This is a genomic window from Desulfovibrio sp. (assembly GCF_034006445.1).
In the GTDB taxonomy this organism is placed as follows: domain Bacteria; phylum Desulfobacterota; class Desulfovibrionia; order Desulfovibrionales; family Desulfovibrionaceae; genus Desulfovibrio.
On sequence record NZ_JAVESS010000001.1, the window covers coordinates 166,642 to 186,247 of the forward strand.

Here is a 19,606-nt window from a genome sequence, read left to right on the forward strand (position 1 = left end):
AAAGGGTCTCCTCCCCCATGCCCCCCCTAAAACTCTTATTGTGCTTTTGCGCTGCTCGTGAGTGCAGCGCGCCGCAACAAAATTGCAGGAAGGCCGCCCCGTGAGGGGCGGCCTTCCTGTAATTGAGGGAAACTCTTGGATATATGGCGCATTCCGTCATGAACGGGCTGCGCCGCTACGAAAATCAGTGCGAGATGATGCTGGCAAGAAATTCTTTGGCGCGCTGGGTCTGCGGGCTGTCAAAGAACTGCTCCTTGGGCGTGTCCTCAAGAATGAGTCCTTCTTCCATAAAGAGCACCCTGTGCGCAACCTTGCGGGCAAAGCCCATTTCGTGCGTGACCACCATCATGGTCATGCCCTCGTAGGCAAGCTCCACCATAACATCCAGAACTTCATTGATCATTTCAGGATCAAGGGCAGAGGTCGGTTCGTCAAAAAGCATGGCCACGGGGTCCATACACAGGGCGCGCGCAATGGCCACACGCTGCTGCTGGCCGCCCGAAAGCTGCGAGGGGTACTTTTCCGTATGCTGGTCAAGCCCCACCCGGCTCAGCAGGGCAAGAGCCTTTTCTCTGGCTTCTTCACGATTTCTTTTGAGCACTTTTTCCTGCGCGAGAACAAGGTTGTGAATGATGTTCAGATGGGGAAAAAGCTCAAAGTGCTGAAAGACCATGCCCACGCGGCTGCGAAGCTCCGCAAGGTTGGTGCGCTTGCTGGTCACTTCAGTGCCATTGACGAATATCTGGCCGTTCTCCACGCGTTCAAGCCCGTTGACAGTCTTGATCAGCGTTGATTTGCCCGACCCGGAAGGCCCGCATACAACCACCACCTCGCCCTTGTGGATGCTGGTGGTGCAGTTGCGCAGCACATTAAAATCACCGTACCACTTGGATACGTTGTTCAAAACAATCATTGCTTCTTCGGTAGGAGTATTCATAGCTTGAGTCTCTTTTTTACCACGGTTACGGCCAGGGAAACGCAGAAGCAGACCACGAAGTAGCCAGCGCCCGCAAAGAGCACCATTTCTATTTCATAGCCGGTGGTCTTGCCAATGTTGGTGGCAGTGCGGAAAAAATCTGCAAGGCCTATAATGTATACGAGGGCCGTATCCTGAAACAGAATCACGCCCTGGGTCAGCAGCAGGGGCGTCATGACGCGAAAAGCCTGCGGCAGGATGACATAGGTGAGGGTTTGCGACTTGGTCATGCCAAGGGCAAGGGCCGCATAGTTTTGCCCTCTGGACACGCTGTTCATGCCCGCGCGAATGATTTCAGCGTAATAGGCGGCCTCAAACGCGGTAAAGGCAACCATGGCCGAAACAAGGCGTATGTCCGTCAAGGGCGAAAGATTGAGAAATTTGGTCAGAAATTGTGGTACGATAAGGTAGAACCACAACAGAACCATGACCAGGGGCACAGAGCGGAAGCAGTTGACATACGCCGCCGAAAGCCAGCGCAGGGGGGCATAAATGGATATGCGCGCCACCGCCAGAAGGGTGCCGATGACCATGCCAAGCACAATGGAAGTCAGCGTTATCTTGAGCGTGACCATAACGCCCTGACCCAGCAGGGGCAGGCTCTGATCAATGATGCTCCAGTCAAAATCAAACATTTTTGCCTCCCATGCCTGTGGAGGGCAGCCGCATTTTCTTTTCAAGCATCCTCATGAGACGCATGACGATAAAGTTCAGAAATACATAGGCCAGGGTAACGGCAATAAAGGATTCATAGGCAAAGCCCGAAAATTCCAGCAGACGGTTTGCCTGTGACGTGAGCTCCACCAGTCCGATTGTGGAAGCCACAGCCGTGTTCTTGACCATATTGAGCATTTCTGAGGTCAAAGGGGGGATGATAATGCGGTAGGCATTGGGAAGCAGCACGTAGCGGTAGGTCTGGGGCAGGGTGAGGCCCAGGGCAAGGGCCGCGTAGCGCTGCCCGCGCGAAAGAGCCAGAATGCCAGACCGTACCTGTTCACAGACGCGTGCGCCTGTAAACAGCCCGAGCGCACAGGTGGAAAGAATGAAGAACTGCGCATTGGGGTTCAACTCGGACTTGAACCAGACGCTGAGGTCGTACGGCAGCAGATCGGGGGCCGCCAGATACCAGATGAAAAATTGAACGATCAGGGGGATGTTGCGAAAAATGGCAACATACGTGGCCCCCACGCTCCGAAAAAATTTGCTGGGCAAGGTGCGTAGTATACCGAAAAAAGAGCCTGCTATGAAGGCTACAATCCAGGCACAGATAAAAAGAGCCGCAGTAGTGAGAAAACCGTCAATCAACCAGTTGAGGTAGGTGACGTTTCCGAACGGCGCTTGTTCAAAAAAAATGCCCCAGTTCCAGTTAGCCTGCATCAGAAAGTTCCATCCATAAAGATAAAGCGTGATTCATTCTGCCGCGTGGCATACGGCAAGTCTGATAGCGGAGCGCCAGCGGGATGTCCGGCTGGCGCTCCGCATCGCAAATCAAAGGTAAAATAAAGATTAATTCAGGGCTTTGTCGTTGGGGGCCTTGAACAGGTTCTTCATTTCGTCGGACATGTCAAAGTTCATGTTCATGCCCTTGGGGGGGATGGGCTGCTTGAACCAGCGCTGGTAAGACTTTTCAGCCTCGCCGTTGAGTTGCAGTTCGGCAATGGTGCCGTCCACCAGCTTCTTGAAGGGGGCGTCGCCCTTGCGAACCATGCAGCCGTAGGCTTCAAAGCTCTGGGGGGTGCCCACGATGACCCAGTCGGCAGGTTTTTTGGCCTTGGCGCGTTCGCCAGCCAGCAGGGCATCGTCAATAAAGAAGGCCACGGCGCGGCCAGATTCCACCGTGCGGAAGGCATCGCCATGGTCCTTGACGCTGATGACGTTGATGCCGAGCTTCTTTTCGTCGTTCATCTTGTTCAGCAGCATTTCGGAAGTGGTGCCGGCGGTGACGGCCACATTCTTGCCCTTGAGGTCGTCAAAGTCTTTGATGCCGGAGTTTTTGTGCGTAAGCAGGCGGGTGCCGACAATAAAGAAGGTGTTGGAAAAATCCACCTGCTGCTGGCGGTCAAGATTGTTGGTGGTTGAACCACACTCGAAGTCGTAGGTGCCGTTCTGGAGCAGGGGAATGCGGTTTTGCGAGGTAATGGGGACAAAACGCACTTTCAGGTCGGGCATGTTGAGCTGCTTTTTCACAGCGTCAACAACCTTGTTGGAGTAGTCTTGCGCATAACCAATGACGTTCTGCTGCAAGTCATAGTACGAAAAAGGTACGGAGGATTCGCGATGCCCTACAACGATTACGCCGGTTTCCTTGATTTTTTTCAGGGTGCCGGTCAGTTCTTCCGCCTGAGCAGAGGCATGGGTGGCGGTAAGCAGCAACAAGCCTGCCAGCGCGGACAAAAGGATTTTTTTCAGGGTCATGGTTTCCTCCTAAAAAGGTGCATTGCAGGGAGCAAACTTTGGATTTGTTCGATAAACGTCCCCAAAATCCCTTGCGGGAAAAGTTGTGGTCCTTAACCAATGTAAACCGTCAGCGTCGGCGCACGGCCGGAAACTGGCGGAAATTACCAATATAGAGGGCTGCCGATTTGCACGGTCAAGCGCTGAGGGTGCTTTCAAAAAAGGAAAGACGTCCGCTGCCGGCAGCGCGCCCATGGCAGGCACTGTCGGCATGGCCTCATTGCTTGACGGCTTGTTCGGGGGGGGGTCCGCAGGCTGCCGCCCATGAAGAGCACAGGTTAAATTGGCAAGAAATCTGTGTTATCGCCCCTTATAACCTAGTTAGTTTTATAAATAATGAACCTCTTGTCAACAAGTTATGAAATTGACCGGCAAATCGGGCCGTAATTATCCAGCAAAGCGCAAGAAAATCAGAGTGCGCATGGGGGGCGGCAACGCACCTCGAGCCATAAAAAAGCGCCAGACATTTTGCCTGGCGCTGCTGCCTGAAAGACTGACAGGGGCGCTTTTGGGTCACACGCTGAGATTGAGACCTGCAAGAACACTCATACTGCCGTCTGAATAGCTGCCGAAATATGAACTTGAGCTATCCGAACCTGACCACCAGGCGGCCATGGACTCCACCTCTATGCGTTTGCGCATTTCTGACGGTGCTATCTGCATGGCCTTACGCGCGTCATCAAGGCCGGAAAGTGCCTCGATTTGCTGATATTGTTTGACCAGGGCAGGGTTGTCGTCAAAAAACTGCTGTATCTTTGCCTTGTCTGCGCTGTCGCTGACAACGGTGACGCTGCCGTCGGTATTAACCTGAAGGGTGAACTTGACATCGGCGTCCACGCCAAGACTGTTCAGGCCGCTGTTAATAGTGGATCCCAGGGTGCTTTTGCTGAGTACCGCCTGGGCGTTCGTGAGTTCACTATTGCTGACCGAGACCTGAACATTGCCCGTTGCGCCCAGCCTGAGGCTGACGGCAGAAGAATCCACATTCTGTGTTTTCAGTTGGGCCGTAAGTTTTTGAGCCAGATCTGGATTTTTTTTAAGCCATTCATTGATTGCGTCGGCCTGTTCGCTTTCACCGCTGACCTCAAGCTGTCCGTCGGCATTAAGCGTAAAATTCATGGGAGTGGACAGGTCGACGCCCATTTCTTTCAAGGCGGCACGCAGCTTCGTGCTCAGGTCGCTGCTTGAATCAAGGGCCGTCTGTATGGCGGTCTGAGCGGTGTTGAGCACAGTAAGCTTGCCTGTGCTGCTTACTTTCATATTCACAGAGGTGCTGGCGTCAACACCGGCGGAAGTAAGGGCCGAGCGCAGGTCCGTGCCGATGCTGGGATTGGCGTCAAGCCATGCCTGGGCTGCTTTCTGGTCAGAAGCGTCAGAGCTTGAGGCGGTCAGCTTGCCGTCTTTATCCAGCGTGAAGGTAATGTTTTCGGGGTTGCTGACCCCAATTTCCGAAAGCCCGCTCTTGACGCTGTCGTTGAAGCTTGAAAGCAATTGTTCACGATATTTGGTTATCTGGCTGAACGTCACGCGGCTGTTGTCTGAAAGCCCCATGGATTCCATGGCGTACTTGGTCAGTTCAACCATGCTGGAAAGCTGGCTGGTCATGGAGTTGCTGGAACTGAGGAGACTGCTCAGGCTACTGGACGAACTGCTGGAGGAGCTGCTGGTTCCTGTGCTCTTCAACTGCTGCCCCTGCCATTGCAGTAAGGCCGTGTTATAGCTGCTGATGCTGGATATGCTCATGGTTCCTCCCGGTAATGCTTGCCGTATAATATCTGCCTGAATCTGATGCATAATATGGGCCATTTTGAGCTTTTACCATGTATGGCCACGCAAATGGGACGCTGCGCGCGTGCGCAGGAAAAACTTGCCGTACGGGAAGATGGCGCGTATCCCTTGCAATGATGGACAGCCCACATAAAATAGGCTAGAGAGCGAGCATGGCAGTACAATCGTCCATGAATGAAACCGTTGAATTTGACGATTCAGCTCTGGCGAATCAGCTATTTGGGCCCCACAATGCGCATCTGGATCTGTTGGCTGTGGCCAGCGGGGCGCGCATCTCAAGCCGTGGAGCCCGCATTCTGATCGAATCGTCGGATGCGGATGTTCGTCAGGTCTTGTGCAATGTTTTTGTGCAACTGTATGAATTGCTGCGGGGCGGGCTTGTTCTGAGTCAGCAGGACTTTGCGCGCGCGTACGAGATGCTCAGGGCGGACTCCGGGCTGAACCTGTCGCAGATTTTCCGCGACGCGGTTTTTGTGAACACGCCCCGCAAAACGGTCACAGCCCGCAATGTGGCCCAGCGCACCTATCTTGATCTTTTACGGCGTCATGAGCTGGTTTTTGCCGTTGGCCCGGCTGGCACGGGCAAAACCTATCTGGCTGTGGCCATGGCCCTGTCCATGTTTCAGCAGCACAAGGTCAAACGTATCGTGCTCACCCGTCCAGCGGTGGAAGCAGGGGAACGTCTGGGTTTTCTGCCCGGCGATCTGGCGGAAAAAGTCAATCCCTACCTTCGGCCCCTCTATGACGCCCTGCACGATATGATGCCCCAGCCCAAGGTAGCATCCATGATGGAGGTAGGCTCCATTGAAGTGGCCCCCCTTGCCTTTATGCGGGGGCGCACCCTCAATGACGCCTTCATAATTTTGGACGAAGCCCAGAACACCACTCAGGAACAGATGAAAATGTTTCTCACGCGCATGGGTTTTGGCTCGCGGATGGTCGTTACCGGCGATATTACGCAGATTGATCTGCCTATGCAGCCTGGGGGCCAGCGTCCGCGTTCAGGGCTCATTCATGCACTAAACATCCTTCCTGATGTGCCTGGTTTGGCCGTACACCGCTTCAGCAAAGCTGACGTTGTGCGCCATCCTTTGGTGGGAGCCATTGTAAACGCTTATGATAACGCAGAAAAAGACGGCACGACCAGCTAGCTTCCTGGCTCTCATTCATGCATTGAGGGCGCGGCATCATTGCGGTTGGGGGCTGGCAGCCCTCATCATTACTTTTTTTGCCCTGTCGCTTCTGGCCGGGGCCAATTTTGAAGTGGTGCCCAGAATCTATGTGGCCGGGCAGGTGGCGGATTCTGACGTTATCGCCGACCGCGACATTCTTGTGGAAGATACGCAGGCCACCAAGGCGCGCCGCAAGCAGGTGCTGTTCTTGCAGCCGCCTGTGTATGACCTGAGCCTGGAACCCTATGTGGCTTTTCAAAACCGCATTGTGGAAATTTTGCGCAGCCTGAATAACGGGGTGGACTACAAATCCCAGGAAGGCCCTTTGCAGCGCCTGGCCGACGAGCTGACCCCGCCCGTGACTGATGAGGTGCTGCCCGAACTGTCGCATCCCGATGTTCAGTCCTATCTGCTGAAAACGCTGCTGCCCAGCATCCGCGAGCATATGGCCGAAGGGCTTGTGGGCGACATACGTTCGGCCAGGGTCGGACGCAGCGGCGTCATCATCCGCAATCTTGATAATAATACGGAAATCCTGCGCCCGGACGTGACCAACCTGCCAGACGTGCAATCGTTTCTGGCCGAGGTTTCTTCCATCGTCCGCCAGGTACCCACCTTGAACGCGCAGTCGCGGCGGGCCATCAATATTCTGCTTTCCGCCACAGTGCCAGCCTCGCTCACGCTTAACCGGGAAGCCACGCAAAAGCGCGGCAACGCCGTCATGAGCATGGTGGAGCCGGTTTACTATCAAATTCTCAAGGGCGAACTCCTGATACGCAAGGGTGAGCGTGTCAGCCGCGAACAGCAGATAAAGCTGCAAACCCTGTATAAATCCGCGTCTGACCCCATGCATTGGGGCACGGCCATGGGAACCTTTTTGTGTTCCCTGCTCCTGAGCGTCGGTTTTTTTGTCGCACCCAGCGGCAAACCCGGAACCCCGTTACGCTGTAAGGATATGCTGCTGATTTCGCTGCTGCTTCTGCTTTTTAGCGTAGGGGCTAAGATTGTCTATGTGCTTGGTCTGCGCATGGACAGCGTGACCTTTCTCAATACCCTGGGCCTGGGCTTTCCCGTGGCGGGCGCCGTGGGGCTTGTGGCCATGGTCTTTGCGGCCCGTCGCTACTGCACCATGGGGCTTTTGCTGTCGTTCTTCACCATGCTCATGTTTCAGGAAGATTTTTACTTCTTTCTGTTCCAGTTTCTTGGGGGCATGCTGGCCACATGGCTTGTGACCAACGCCCAGAGCCGTCAGGATGTGGTGTGGAGCATCGTGCCCCTGACCATAGGCCAGTCGCTCATCTGGTTCGGCACAGCCCTGCTGTCGCAGACGGCCCCGGCCGAACTGCCTATGCAGCTTGCCGCAGTGGCCATCAACAGCCTGCTGTCGCTCATCCTGCTTTTTGCCGTCAGCCCCGTGCTGGAACTGAGCTTTGGCTACAGTACGCGCTTCCGCCTGATGGAACTCATGAGCCTTGAACAGCCGCTCATGCAGGAACTTATGGTGACGGTGCCCGGCACCTATCACCATTCGCTGGTGGTATCCAACATGGTGGAAGCCGGGGCCAAGGCCATTGGCGCCAACAGCCTGCTGTGCAAGGTGGCGGCGCTCTATCATGACGTGGGCAAGCTGTCCTACCCTGAGTATTTCATCGAAAACCAGTTTGGCGGTCACAACAAGCACGACAAGCTGGCGCCGTCCATGAGCGCGCTCATCCTGCTGTCCCATGTCAAAAAAGGCACGGAACTGGCCGAACGCTACAAGCTGGGCCAGGACATTGTAGATATCATCAGCCAGCACCACGGTACGCGCATCATCCGCTATTTTTACCAGAAAGCCCTCAATTTGGGCGAAAAACCCAGAGAGTCCGATTACAGCTATCTGGGGCCAAGGCCGCAGACCAAGGAAGCCGCCATTCTCATGCTGGCCGACTCGGTGGAGGCTTCAAGCCGTACGCTCACCGATCCTACCCCGGCACGCATCAAGAGCCATATTGACGCCATCATCAAGGGGATTTTCTCCGAAGGGCAGTTGGACGAGTCCGAGCTGACGTTCAAGGATCTGCATTATCTCAGCGAGAATTTCCAGCGCATCCTTACGGGTATTTTTCACCAGCGTATTGCCTATCCCGACGCCAAAATTCGCGACGTTGCCAGCAAGGTCGGGGGTAAGGCCGACGCTAAGCCTGAAGGCAAGCCTGAAGGAAAGCCCGACGGCAAGCCTGAAGGAAAGGCCGATGGTAAGCCGGATGCCAAACCGGAGGGCAAGCCCAATGGCACGCCTGAAGCCCGGCGGGAAAGCAAGGCTGACGCCCGGCAGGAGCCCAGTGGCGAGAACGGAGGCACTGCCTCCCCGGCTGCGGGTATGCCTGTGCTTCCCTATGTTCCTGTTGTTACGCCTTATGCCGCATCGCAGGGCGGGGCGATGAATGGCAACACGGAAAATGCGAAAACCGAAAGGACGTCTGCCGCGCCCACAAATGGCGGCCGCCCGGATCTTACCGCCGCCGGGGCGCAGCCAGACCAGCCAGGGCAAGCCCAGCCAGAGCAGGGTGCGTGGCAAAAACCTTCGGACAAAGGCGCGCGGTGACATTGTTTTCTTCATCCCTCGCGCGCGCAAAAGGCGGCGGACGGGTTCGCATCTTTTGCCATTACCCTCAGGGCGCTGCCTTCACGCCGCTCCACTGGCGTCAGATGGAAACAGCGCTTGAGGCCATGCTTGAAGCCCTTCCGGCTGCGGCTCCGCGTGCCGCCGAAGAATTTCAGGTTCCGGCGGAAGTGGAGCTTTTCTTACTGGACGATGCCGCCATTGCAGATGCCAACGCCAGGCATCTCGGCTGCACTGGCCCCACCAATATTCTTTCCTTTCCCGGCGGGGCGGACGCTCCCGGAGTTTTACTGCTTTCGCTGGACACGCTGCGCAGGGAGTGCCTGCTGTACGGGCAGGATCCGTCCGAGCATGCCGTGCGGCTTCTGGCCCACGGCATGGGGCATTTGTGCGGACTGGATCACGGCCCGGCCATGGATGCCCTTTGTGAAGGCTGCATGGATGCGGGCTGCATGGCCCTGTGCAATGAAAAGGGCGCGGAGCCGGTTTGTGCAGTGTCTTTTTGATGTGAGCGGCGGATCGTGGGCGGACGAGCGGCCGTGAAGGCGAGGGCGCAGGAGTTTGCGCGGGAAAACGTCGTTGCGGTGTGCCGTAACCCTTGCGAGGGGACACCCGTACGACGGATATTATTTGGTTTGCCCCAGGGAAGCACTGATTAAAGAATCTTCTGGAAACGCGCTGGTATTTCGTCTGGCAAGGCGCGAGTTTTTTTGAAGCAGGAGTGGACTCTTCCGTCCTCGACTGTTTCAAAAAAAGTGAAGCAAGTCCGCCAAACGAAATAAATCAGCGTTTCCCTAAAGTTTTGCCAGTGCCTGACAATGTAGGTCCCGCAGCTTTCTGGCTGAAATTTCCCCTTTGTCGCGCCACTCCTCTGGCAGACGCAAATCAAGAAGCACAGCCAGATGTGCAAGAGCCATAGTGCTGAGAGGGCTGCCGCTGTCCGCATCCACCAGGCGCCAGAAACGCTGGTCAAGCCCTGATGCGTGAACCCGCCAGAGCAGGTCGCGGCGGGTTCCGGGCCGAAGCATTGAATACATGCCGCCTTTCATATGTTCGGCTGCCGCGATCGCTCCGGCTTTGGCAAAACGGACTGGCAGGCGCAAGCGGCGCGCCAGTTCCGCGCTCAGGGCAACACCACGTTTTTCATGGCCGTAGTGATGCGGCAGCAGGGCAGGATCGGTCTGGATTTTTCCGAGATCATGACAAAGCGCCATCCAGGCCGTCAGTGCGTCGCCAGCGACCATGTCCATAATGCGCAGGCTGTGCCCAAGAACCGAGTTGTTGTGCCATTGCGCCGGGCCCGCCGGAATTCGGCTCGCTTCGTCCAGTTCCGCCAGCCAGGGCCGCAAGGCTTGCCCCTGGGCCAGCACGCGAAAAAAGCGGCCAGGAGCCGGAGCCCCCAGAGCCTTGAGAATCTCGCGCCCCACACGTTCGGCGGGCAGAGCGGCCAGTTCCGCTGCCGAAAGGGCGCGCATCTGCTCAAAGGCGTTTTTGTCAATGCTCCAGTCAGGCCAGGCGGCGGCAAAGCGCGCCAGGCGGAAAATTCTTGTGGGATCGCAGGCAAAAGACGTGGGAGAGGCCGGGCGCAGAATGCGCCGCCGCAGATCGTGAAGGGCCTGTGGGTGCGAGTACAGTCTTCCCGCGCTGTCCAGGGCCAGGGCATTGACCGTGAGGTCACGCGCCATGAGGTCATTTTCGGGGCTGTTCCCGCGCAGGGGCATGCATTCACGCCCGCGCCACAGGCAAACGTGCACGCTTTTGCCCACACGGCGGGCATGGGGATGAGCATCCAGAAAATCTTCCACAGTGCCGTCAAAGGCGAAATCCAGTTCCGTGGGCGTCCGGCCCACCAGCATGTCGCGCACCGCGCCGCCAACGAGGTAAAGTTCCATGGTCGCAGTATGTCACAGTCATCCACATGAGGGAAGCGAGGAGGTGGCTTCAATGCCGGATTCGCGCCCGCCCGCCATCTGGCGCTTTGGACATCTGGCCTCATGCCTTGATGCCGCCATGCATATGGCCGCCAGCGGCCTGCTTGCGCCGTGGGACAGCGTGCAGTGCGCCGCCCAGAGCGCCGGGCGCGGGCAGTTGCGGCGCTCCTGGTATTCGCCGCCGGGCAATATCTATGTGGCCTTGCGGTTGCCGGTGACCCCACCTTTTGACGGTTCCGCAGCGGCTCCGGCCACAGCGTTTTTATTGGCAAAAGCCCTGCGGAGCGAGGGCTGGCCTGTACAGCTCAAGTGGCCTAACGATATTGTTATTGTGGACGCTGACGGGCAGCCCAAAAAATTGGCGGGCATTTTGCTTGAGGAGCGCGGCGGCATACTGCTGGCGGGTATGGGCATCAACGTGGATTTTTCCCCGCCAGCCGCCATATTACGGGCAGACGCCGCCATGGAGGCCACCTGTCTGCGTGACGCTTGCAGGCATGCGGAGGGGCAATATAATTCTACAGCGGAAGCCCTATGGCAACGGCTTGTAATGCTCATTCATTCAGCATATATTGACTGCCACTCATTTTCCGAGCAGTGGAAAAAGCGCGCCGACAGTCTTTTGCTGTGGCGTGGAAAAAATGTGGAGCTGCGCGACGATGGGCGCATTGTGCGCGGCTGGTTGGCGGGTTTAAGCCCGGCAGGCGGCCTTTGTCTTAACCGAAACGGACGGCTTGAGGAATTTTTCAGCGGAAGCCTTCTGCTAACTGGCAGAGCAGCAGTAAAGGGTTAAAAGGCATGGGCAACAAGACATTCGCGGAAGTGCAAGATTTTTTGAAGGGTAAGGTAATACTTGTCGCCAACCGGGGTATTCCGGGCAGGCGCATCTGCCGTTCCATTCGGGAACGGTTCGACGCCGTGGCAGCCATGACCGCCACTGATGTGGACAAAACCGCTCCGGCGGCCTCCACCGCTCAGGAGCTGGTTCTGCTGGGAGCAGAACCGCGCGCCTACCTGGACATTGATGGCGTCATCGCCAAGGCCAAGCAGCGCGGCGTCGTTGGCATCCACCCCGGCTGGGGGTTCGCCTCTGAAGACACGCGTTTTCCCGCGCGCTGCAAAGAAGCGGGCATTACCTTTATCGGCGCCACCGCCGAGGCCATGAACCTGCTCGGCAACAAGGTTCAGGCGCGGGAAGTAGCGCGAAAGCTCGGCATTCCTGTGGTTCCCGGTTCGGACGGCGCGGTTGACGTCCCCACGGCCAAAAAGCTTATCAGCGAGATGGGGCTGCCCATCATGCTCAAGGCTGAAGGCGGCGGCGGCGGTCGCGGTATTTTCGCCATTCACAATGAAGCTGAACTTGAGGACGCCTTTTTCAAGGCTTCCACCATGGCGCAGGCTTCTTTTGGCAACCCGCGCCTGTTTGTGGAGAAGTTTCTCGCTGACGTGCGCCACATTGAAATCCAGGTCATTGCCGACATGTACGGCAATGTCTTTGCCTTTGATGAACGCGACTGTACCGTGCAGCGCAATCACCAGAAACTCATTGAGATAACCCCCTCGCCCTGGTCGGGTCTCTCGCGCAACCTGCGCGAGCGGCTCAAGGACTACTCGCGCCGCCTGGTGCGCGCGGTGGGCTATCACAGCCTGGCAACGGTGGAGTTTCTGGTCACGCCCGAAGGCACGCCCTATCTTATCGAGGTCAATACCCGGCTGCAGGTGGAGCACGGCATCACCGAATGCCGCTACGGCATCGACCTGGTTGAAGAGCAGATCGCCGTGGCCTTTGGCGCAGAACTACGCTACCGCGAAGAAAATCTGCGTCCCTCGTACTGCGCCATGCAGGTGCGCATCAACTGCGAGAATCCGCAGGACAACTTTGCCCCCAACTCCGGCCTCATTTCGCGCTACGTGTCGCCCGGTGGCCCTGGCGTTCGCCTGGACTCCAACATCAGCGCCGGGTACGAGTTCCCTGCCAACTACGATTCGGCGGGCGCTCTGCTCATTTCCTATGCCCATGACTGGGAAAAGACCCTTGGCATCATGGAGCGCGCGCTCAGCGAATATGTCATTGGCGGCATCAAGACCACCATTCCTTTCTACCGCCAGCTCATAAAAAATCCCCTGTTCCGCCAGGGCAACATCAACACCAACTTTATCGCCAACCATCCGGAGCTCATGGTTTATACCGACCTTGCTCCCGAGGGCGAACGCCTTTCCAAGCTGGTGGCCGAAATATCCGCCAAGGGTTTCAATCCCTACGTGCAGCTGGGGGAATACCGCTCGGATACCACGCCCTGTCTTGGCCCCTTTGAGCCGGTAATGCCCGCCATCACTTCGGCGCAGCGGCGGCAGCCTTCGCCCTATCCGCAGGGCGACCGTCTGGCTACCCTGGATTACATCCGTGATTCCGGGAAGGTGCATTTTACCGACACCACACCGCGCGACTTCACCCAGTCCAATTCCGGCAACCGCTTCCGCCTTGCCGAAGACCGGCTTATTGGCCCGTATCTGGACAACGTGGGGTACTTCTCCATTGAAAATGGCGGCGGCGCGCACTTCCACGTGGCCATGCTGGCCAATATGACCTATCCCTTCACCGAAGCGAAGGAATGGAACCGCTTTGCCCCCAAGACCATGAAGCAGCTTCTGGTGCGCTCCACCAACGTGCTGGGCTATACGCCGCAGCCCCGCAACCTCATGCTCAAGACCGGAGAAATGATCTGTGACCATTACCAGATCATCCGCTGCTTTGACTTTTTGAACCATATTGAAAACATGCGGCCCATGGCCGAAGTGGTTCTTAACCGCAATGACGTCATTTTCGAACCCGCCATCTCCATGTCCTGGGCCAAGGGTTTTGACGTGCAGCACTACCTTGGCGTCACGGAAGCCATGTTGCGCATGGTTGCCAGCGTCATGGGCGTGGACCCCAAGGAAGCTTCGCGGCACATCATTCTGGGTCTCAAGGATATGGCCGGGGTCTGCCCCCCGCGCTTCATGACGGAACTGGTCACGGCCATACGCAAAGCCTGGCCCGAACTTGTGCAGCACTATCACCGCCACTACACGGACGGCCTTTTTGTGCCCTCCTGCGGCGCGGCGGCCAAAGCCGGAGCACACATTATCGATGTGGGCCTGGGTTCGGCCGTGCGTGCGTACGGCCAGGGCGACGTGCTGTCCACCATGGCCTACATTGAGGACGAACTTGGCCTTACGTGCCATCTGGACAAGAGCGCCATCCGTGACGCCAATTTCGTCTGCAAGCAGATCATGCCGTATTATGACCGCTACTGCGCGCCGTACTTCCAGGGCATAGACTATGACGTCACCCTGCATGGCATGCCCGGCGGGGCCACTTCTTCCTCGCAGGAAGGGGCCATGAAGCAGGGCTACATCCACCTGTTGCCCTACATGCTCAAGTTCCTTGAGGGCACGCGCCAGATCGTGCGGTATCATGACGTTACCCCGGGTTCACAGATCACCTGGAACACGGCATTTCTGGCCGTGACCGGAGCCTGGAAGCGCGGCGGTGAAGACGAGGTGCGTTACCTGCTTCAGGTGCTTGCAGAAGTGACGCGCACGCCGGAAGAGGATTTGTCGCAGGAAATGCGCAAGGCCCGTCTGCACATCTACCGTGACTGCAACGATGCCTTCCGCAATCTTCTGCTTGGCAAGTTCGGCAAGCTGCCTCTGGGCTTCCCTGCGGACTGGGTGTACATGAGCGCTTTCGGCGCGGAGTGGAAAAACGCCGTTGCCAGCCGTACCGAGGTGTCGCCTCTGGAATCGCTGGTGGACATAAACCTGTCTGCGGAAGAAAAAGCCTGCGCCGACATTCTCAAGCGCAAGCCCAATGAAGAAGAGTTTGTGCTCTACCTCAATCATCCGGCGGACGCCCTCAAGACCATACAATTCAAGGCCAAGTTCGGCGATCCCAACAACCTGCCCCTGCACGTGTGGTTTGAAGGGCTGAAGGTCGGTCAGGATCTGTACTTCAACGACAGCAGCGGCAAGCCGCATCATCTGCAGTTGTTGAGCATCTCCTCGCCCAATGAGACCGGCATATCCATCTGCCGTTATGTGCTGGATTCCGAGTTCATGAGCAGCGAGGTGCAGGTGCGCCAGCCCGTGGGGACCGCCGCCAAGGGCGCACTTATGGCCGATCCTTCCAACCAGTTCCATGTGGCCGCGCCAAGCAATGGCGATCTCTGGGTCATGTATGTGCACCCCGGCGACGTGGTCAGGGCTGGCGAGGAACTGTTCAACGTGTCCATCATGAAGCAGGAAAAAGCCGTGCTCGCCCCTGTGGACGGCATGGTCAAACGTGTGCTTAAAACCGCTGACTTTAAAGAAAGCAAGCAGATGGTTTCTGTGCGCGAGGGCGAACTCATTGTGGAGCTTGGCCCTGTGCCGCGTGTGTGCGCCAATGAAGCCTGCGGTCAGCCCATTCCCATGGAAAACATCACCTTCTGCCCCTATTGTGGTTCAAAGGTCAGTTAGGGAAACGCTGATTTATTCCGTTTGGCGGACTTGCTTCACTTTTTTGAAACAGTCGAGGACGGAAGAGTCCACTCCTGCTTCAAAAAAAGAGCGCGCCTTGCCAAACGAAATACCTGCGCGTTTCCAGGAGGCTCTTTAATCAGTGCTTCGTTAGGTTACACGACATTGACGCTTTTTGGCTTCCGGAAGGTTGTCTTCCGGAAGCCAAAACCCCTGGAGCAGAATATTTTGAGAAAATGTATTCTCAAAATTTATGGTACGCTCGCCCCGGCGCTTAGCCGCGCAAGCAAATAGCGCGTACGGCTTCGCGGCGGGCGTCTGCTCAGGCAGTCGCCAGAGCAATTTCAAAGTGAAGTTGCTCTAATGCCGGCAACCCCGATACGCCGGCGCATCAGTATTTCTGTCATACCAGCCGTGGGCCTTCTGCCGCGTGGTAATTTGTAGACAGTTTGCCGATGCCGATCTACAATTTCCTAGGTTGCAATGCTTCTGTTTCCCAAACCGGAGGAAGACATGGGTAAGAGTACCGCCGCCAAACCTGCGCAGAACAAGGCCAAGGGGCATACCCCTGAAGCCATTCAGAAAAAACTGGTGCTTACGGGTGCCGACATTGTGCAGCTTGGACCTGAAGCGGAATTGCTTGTTGGTGGTAAAAACTATAACACAGCGTTAATCAGCCAGATCGAGGGCATTCAGGCGCCGTATTTTCGCGCCATATCCTCTCTGGCCTTTCACCAGCTTCTCGATGAAACCAAGGTGAACGGGCGCGTGGTGCGCAGTGTTGTGGACCGTGAATACGGACGCATTGACTGGAACGACCCCGAAATTAACCAGGACCCGGACTTTCTGCAAAAATTTGTGCGCCAGCTCGGCAAACAGATTTATCAGGCCGCCAAGGCCGAAGGCGAGCAGTCGCACACCAAACTGCGTACCTTTATCAACAACATCGTTGAAGGCTTTGCCACCTCGCCCGAGGGCATTGACCAGTTGCGCAAGCGCTCTGTCATTGTTCAGGCGGCCATCCTTTCCGTGGAGGTTCCCTCCGAGGTAAGCGAGGCTGTGCGCGGGGCGTACCGCGAGATCTGTCAGGACAATTCCGACGACATGACCCCTGTGGCCGTGCGTTCTTCCGCCGCTGGCGAAGACTCGCGCAAAAAAGCCTTTGCCGGCCTGCAGGACACCTATCTGAACATGGTGGGTGAAGAAAAGGTTGTCGAAGCGTACCACTGGGACTGTGCATCAGCCTACAACCTGCGCTCCATGACCTATCGCCGCGAGGCTATTCTGGACGCGCTGGCCAAGGCCGAAGCAACGGGCGACGAGTCCATTGCCGAAACCGCCAAGAAAGAGTGGGCCATTGAGCACACGTCTCTTTCTGTGTGCATGATGCAGATGATCAACCCCGTCATTTCCGGTACGGCCTTTTCCGCTGATACGGCCACCGGCTGCCGCGGCACCAGCCGCAGGGAGCTCGTGAGCATCGATGCCAGCTATGGCCTCGGCGAGGCCGTTGTGGGCGGCAAGGTTACGCCCGACAAACTGTATGTCTTCCAGCGCGACGACGGTGCCGAAGTTGTCATCCGTCAGATGGGCTGCAAGGACATGAAGATTGTTTATGACGAAAGGGGCGGCACCAAGGAAGTGGAAGTGCCCGAGCTTGAGGCGCTGCGCTGGGCGCTTTCGCTCAGCCAGGCAGAACGTGTGGCCCAGGGCGTGCGCGCCGTAAGCAAGGCTTACGACGGCATGATTATGGACACGGAATTCTGTATTGACGCCAATGACAAGCTCTGGTTCGTGCAGGCCCGGCCTGAAACCCGCTGGAATGAAGACCTGGAATTGCACCCCACGACCATCTTCATGCGTCGCCGCGAAGTTGATCCCAAGGCCGCGGATGGAGCTGAAGTGCTGGTAGAGGGCAATGGTGCTTCACGCGGGGCGGGTCAGGGTACGGTGCGCTTTTTGCGTTCGGCCCTGGAGCTCAACAAGATTGCCAAGGGCGACGTGCTTGCCGCCGAGCGCACCGACCCGGACATGGTGCCGGGTATGCGTGTGGCCTCCGCCATTATGGCTGACGTGGGCGGCGACACAAGCCATGCCGCCATCACTTCGCGTGAACTCGGCATTGCCGCCGTTATCGGCATTCAGCGCCTTGATGTGCTGCGCGCCCTGGACGGCGCCGAGGTTACGGTTGACGGTACGCGCGGACGTGTGTACCGCGGCCTGCTGCCTCTGCACGAAGTTGGCGGCGAAATGGACGTGGCCAAGCTGCCTGCCACCAAGACCAAGGTCGGCCTTGTGCTTGCCGACGTGGGTCAGGCGCTCTTTCTTTCACGCCTGCGCGATTTTGACCAGTTTGAAGTGGGTCTGTTGCGCGCGGAATTCATGCTGGGCAATATCAGCATCCACCCGCAAGCCCTGGAAGCCTTTGACAAGGGCGAGCTTGAAGGGGTGGTGCATGCCAAGCTGAAGGAGCTGGAAGACCGCCTTTCCAAGGTTCTGCGCGAGCAGATGTCCGTCGGGCTCATAGTCTTTAATCTTAACCTGCGCGAATACGTGGGCGAGGTTACTGGCCTTGCCGCCGAACTGGGTGCCCTGGCCGACACCAGCAAAAACCTCAATGCCGAAGACGTGCTGTTGCAGCACCGCAAAATGCGCGAGCTGGATCACAAGATTGACCAGCATATGGAGATGGCCTCGCGCCGCATCGAGGTTCTCAAGACTTCGCCCGATCTGGCTGACCATGTGCGCATTATTATGGGCTATGACGACGAACTTGCCCTGCAAAACAGCTCTGACCCCGAATCCGGCAAGCGCATTGCCGAAATTGAAGCCAGCGTTGAAGCCCATGTGAAGCGCATCAAGGACCTGCCGGGCGTGATGCGTCTTATGGACAACATCGCCCACCTGCGTGAAGAGGTGGGGCTGCGCTCCGGCCTCAAGAAAGAAATGGACGACGTGCGCAACCTGCCGGAAAAAATCCACAGCATCATCAAGGCTCGTGGCTTCCGTACCGGCAAGGAGCATTATGTGCAAACCCTTGCCCAGAACCTGGCGCTCTTTGCCATGGCCTTCTACGGCAAGCCCATCACCTATCGCACGACGGACTTCAAGAGCAACGAATACCGCAACCTGCTTGGCGGCAATCTCTTCGAACATTTTGAAGACAACCCCATGCTCGGGTACCGCGGCGTTTCGCGCAACATCCATGACTGGGAAATTGAGGCCTTCAAACTGGCGCGGGGCGTATACGGCGGCTGCAATCTGCGGATGATGCTGCCCTTTGTGCGCACCCTTGAAGAAGCCCGCTCCATGCGCAGCTATCTTGAACAGGTGCACAAGCTCAAGAGCGGTCAGGACGGCCTCAAGATTATCCTCATGTCCGAGTTGCCCTCCAACGCAATTCTGGCCAAGCAGTTCATTTCGGAGTTTGACGGTTTCTCCATCGGCTCCAATGACATGACCCAGATGGTGCTGGCTACCGACCGCGACAATGCGCGCCTTGCGCACATCTATGATGAAGAAGACCCAGCCGTTATCTGGGCTATTCTGGTGAGCATCTTCACCGGACTCAAGTACGGCAAAAAGGTGGGCTTCTGCGGTCAGGGCGTGTCCAACAGCCTTATCCTGCGCGGCCTGGTGGCCATTGCGGGCATTACGTCCGCCTCGGTGGTGCCTGACACCTATTACCAGACCGTGTTCGACATTGCCGCCGTGGAAGGGGAAAACATCCCCACTTCCGATCTCGGCAAATGGCTCGGCCAGCAGCACCACCAGCGCCTGGCGGGGCTTATGGAAAAGGCCGGGTACGGGCATATCCTCAAGAAATACAAGGATCCGCAGGATATCCTGGAATGGTACGAAGGGGAGTTGCAGCGCCGTCACGAGCAGTTCCGCGAGCATCTCGACACGCCCAAGGAAGACTTCTACCGGTCGGAGCTGCAAAGCTTCCGTTCCACTTTCCACAAGCCTGTGATCTATGCCACGTGGAACTGGGACGATACCGTGCTGGACGCCCTGCACCATGCAGGCTTCCAGAACTTTGAGGAACAGGCCCAGGCCCTTGCGGCAGCCCGTTCCATACAGGAATAGCACCAAAGAACCTCACAGGCTTCAGAGCCTGACAGCAAAACGGCCCGAAACCTTTTTGGTTTCGGGCCGTTTTGGCATTTTTGCCTGGTGT

12 protein-coding genes are annotated in these 19,606 nt (G+C 57.2%); 6 read left to right on the plus strand and 6 right to left on the minus strand.

Annotated elements, in window-relative coordinates; genetic code table 11:
* Positions 1-184: 184 nt before the first annotated feature.
* From RBR41_RS00755 to RBR41_RS00775, 5 genes are all read right to left on the minus strand, one after another.
* Positions 185-913: an amino acid ABC transporter ATP-binding protein gene (locus RBR41_RS00755; protein ID WP_320350819.1), complete on the minus strand. Its 729-nt coding sequence runs from the start codon at positions 911-913 to the stop codon at positions 185-187.
* 20 nt (positions 914-933) lie between these two features.
* Positions 934-1,611, minus strand: coding sequence for a glutamate/aspartate ABC transporter permease GltK (gltK, locus tag RBR41_RS00760; protein ID WP_320350207.1), 678 nt, complete (start codon positions 1,609-1,611; stop codon positions 934-936).
* Positions 1,604-2,353, minus strand: coding sequence for an amino acid ABC transporter permease (locus tag RBR41_RS00765; RefSeq protein WP_320350209.1), 750 nt, complete (start codon positions 2,351-2,353; stop codon positions 1,604-1,606). The genes gltK and RBR41_RS00765 overlap by 8 nt, the downstream gene beginning before the upstream one ends.
* Before the next feature lie 129 nt (positions 2,354-2,482).
* A complete protein-coding gene (locus tag RBR41_RS00770) occupies positions 2,483-3,391 on the minus strand; it encodes a glutamate/aspartate ABC transporter substrate-binding protein (protein WP_320350212.1) in 909 nt (302 codons plus the stop codon).
* 552 nt (positions 3,392-3,943) lie between these two features.
* A complete protein-coding gene (locus RBR41_RS00775) occupies positions 3,944-5,173 on the minus strand; it encodes a hypothetical protein (RefSeq protein WP_320350213.1) in 1,230 nt (409 codons plus the stop codon).
* Between the two features lie 197 nt (positions 5,174-5,370).
* Here RBR41_RS00775 and RBR41_RS00780 point away from each other — a divergent pair, with 197 nt between their 5' ends.
* The 3 genes from RBR41_RS00780 (at position 5,371) to ybeY (ending at position 9,501) form a co-directional block, all read left to right on the plus strand.
* Entirely contained in the window at positions 5,371-6,369 is a 999-nt protein-coding gene (locus RBR41_RS00780; RefSeq protein ID WP_320350214.1) for a PhoH family protein, read from the plus strand.
* A complete protein-coding gene (locus RBR41_RS00785; protein WP_320350216.1) occupies positions 6,335-8,977 on the plus strand; it encodes an HDIG domain-containing metalloprotein in 2,643 nt (880 codons plus the stop codon). The genes RBR41_RS00780 and RBR41_RS00785 overlap by 35 nt, the downstream gene beginning before the upstream one ends.
* Before the next feature lie 125 nt (positions 8,978-9,102).
* On the plus strand, positions 9,103-9,501 hold the full coding sequence (ybeY, locus tag RBR41_RS00790) for an rRNA maturation RNase YbeY (RefSeq protein WP_320350821.1): 399 nt from the start codon (positions 9,103-9,105) through the stop codon (positions 9,499-9,501).
* Positions 9,502-9,789: 288 nt separating this feature from the next.
* On the opposite strand, the gene RBR41_RS00795 is transcribed toward ybeY, so the two are convergent.
* Entirely contained in the window at positions 9,790-10,887 is a 1,098-nt protein-coding gene (locus tag RBR41_RS00795) for an HD domain-containing protein (RefSeq protein ID WP_320350217.1), read from the minus strand.
* A 52-nt stretch (positions 10,888-10,939) separates the two neighbouring features.
* Here RBR41_RS00795 and RBR41_RS00800 point away from each other — a divergent pair, with 52 nt between their 5' ends.
* From RBR41_RS00800 to RBR41_RS00810, 3 genes are all read left to right on the plus strand, one after another.
* Entirely contained in the window at positions 10,940-11,719 is a 780-nt protein-coding gene (locus RBR41_RS00800; RefSeq protein ID WP_320350219.1) for a biotin--[acetyl-CoA-carboxylase] ligase, read from the plus strand.
* 5 nt (positions 11,720-11,724) lie between these two features.
* A complete protein-coding gene (locus RBR41_RS00805) occupies positions 11,725-15,426 on the plus strand; it encodes a pyruvate carboxylase (RefSeq protein ID WP_320350220.1) in 3,702 nt (1,233 codons plus the stop codon).
* 513 nt (positions 15,427-15,939) lie between these two features.
* Complete coding sequence (locus tag RBR41_RS00810; RefSeq protein ID WP_320350221.1) at positions 15,940-19,515, plus strand: PEP/pyruvate-binding domain-containing protein; 3,576 nt, start codon at positions 15,940-15,942, stop codon at positions 19,513-19,515.
* The last annotated feature ends 91 nt before the right edge of the window (positions 19,516-19,606 follow it).

What these genes read in the sequence shown, in the direction of transcription:
- RBR41_RS00755 (WP_320350819.1), bottom strand. Translation starts at nt 913, where the DNA reads ATGATTGTTTTGAACAACGTATCCAAGTGGTACGGTGATTTTAATGTG.
- gltK (WP_320350207.1), bottom strand. Translation starts at nt 1,611, where the DNA reads ATGTTTGATTTTGACTGGAGCATCATTGATCAGAGCCTGCCCCTGCTG.
- RBR41_RS00765 (WP_320350209.1), bottom strand. Translation starts at nt 2,353, where the DNA reads ATGCAGGCTAACTGGAACTGGGGCATTTTTTTTGAACAAGCGCCGTTC.
- RBR41_RS00770 (WP_320350212.1), bottom strand. Translation starts at nt 3,391, where the DNA reads ATGACCCTGAAAAAAATCCTTTTGTCCGCGCTGGCAGGCTTGTTGCTG.
- RBR41_RS00775 (WP_320350213.1), bottom strand. Translation starts at nt 5,173, where the DNA reads ATGAGCATATCCAGCATCAGCAGCTATAACACGGCCTTACTGCAATGG.
- RBR41_RS00780 (WP_320350214.1), top strand. Translation starts at nt 5,371, where the DNA reads ATGGCAGTACAATCGTCCATGAATGAAACCGTTGAATTTGACGATTCA.
- RBR41_RS00785 (WP_320350216.1), top strand. Translation starts at nt 6,335, where the DNA reads ATGATAACGCAGAAAAAGACGGCACGACCAGCTAGCTTCCTGGCTCTC.
- ybeY (WP_320350821.1), top strand. Translation starts at nt 9,103, where the DNA reads ATGCTTGAAGCCCTTCCGGCTGCGGCTCCGCGTGCCGCCGAAGAATTT.
- RBR41_RS00795 (WP_320350217.1), bottom strand. Translation starts at nt 10,887, where the DNA reads ATGGAACTTTACCTCGTTGGCGGCGCGGTGCGCGACATGCTGGTGGGC.
- RBR41_RS00800 (WP_320350219.1), top strand. Translation starts at nt 10,940, where the DNA reads ATGCCGGATTCGCGCCCGCCCGCCATCTGGCGCTTTGGACATCTGGCC.
- RBR41_RS00805 (WP_320350220.1), top strand. Translation starts at nt 11,725, where the DNA reads ATGGGCAACAAGACATTCGCGGAAGTGCAAGATTTTTTGAAGGGTAAG.
- RBR41_RS00810 (WP_320350221.1), top strand. Translation starts at nt 15,940, where the DNA reads ATGGGTAAGAGTACCGCCGCCAAACCTGCGCAGAACAAGGCCAAGGGG.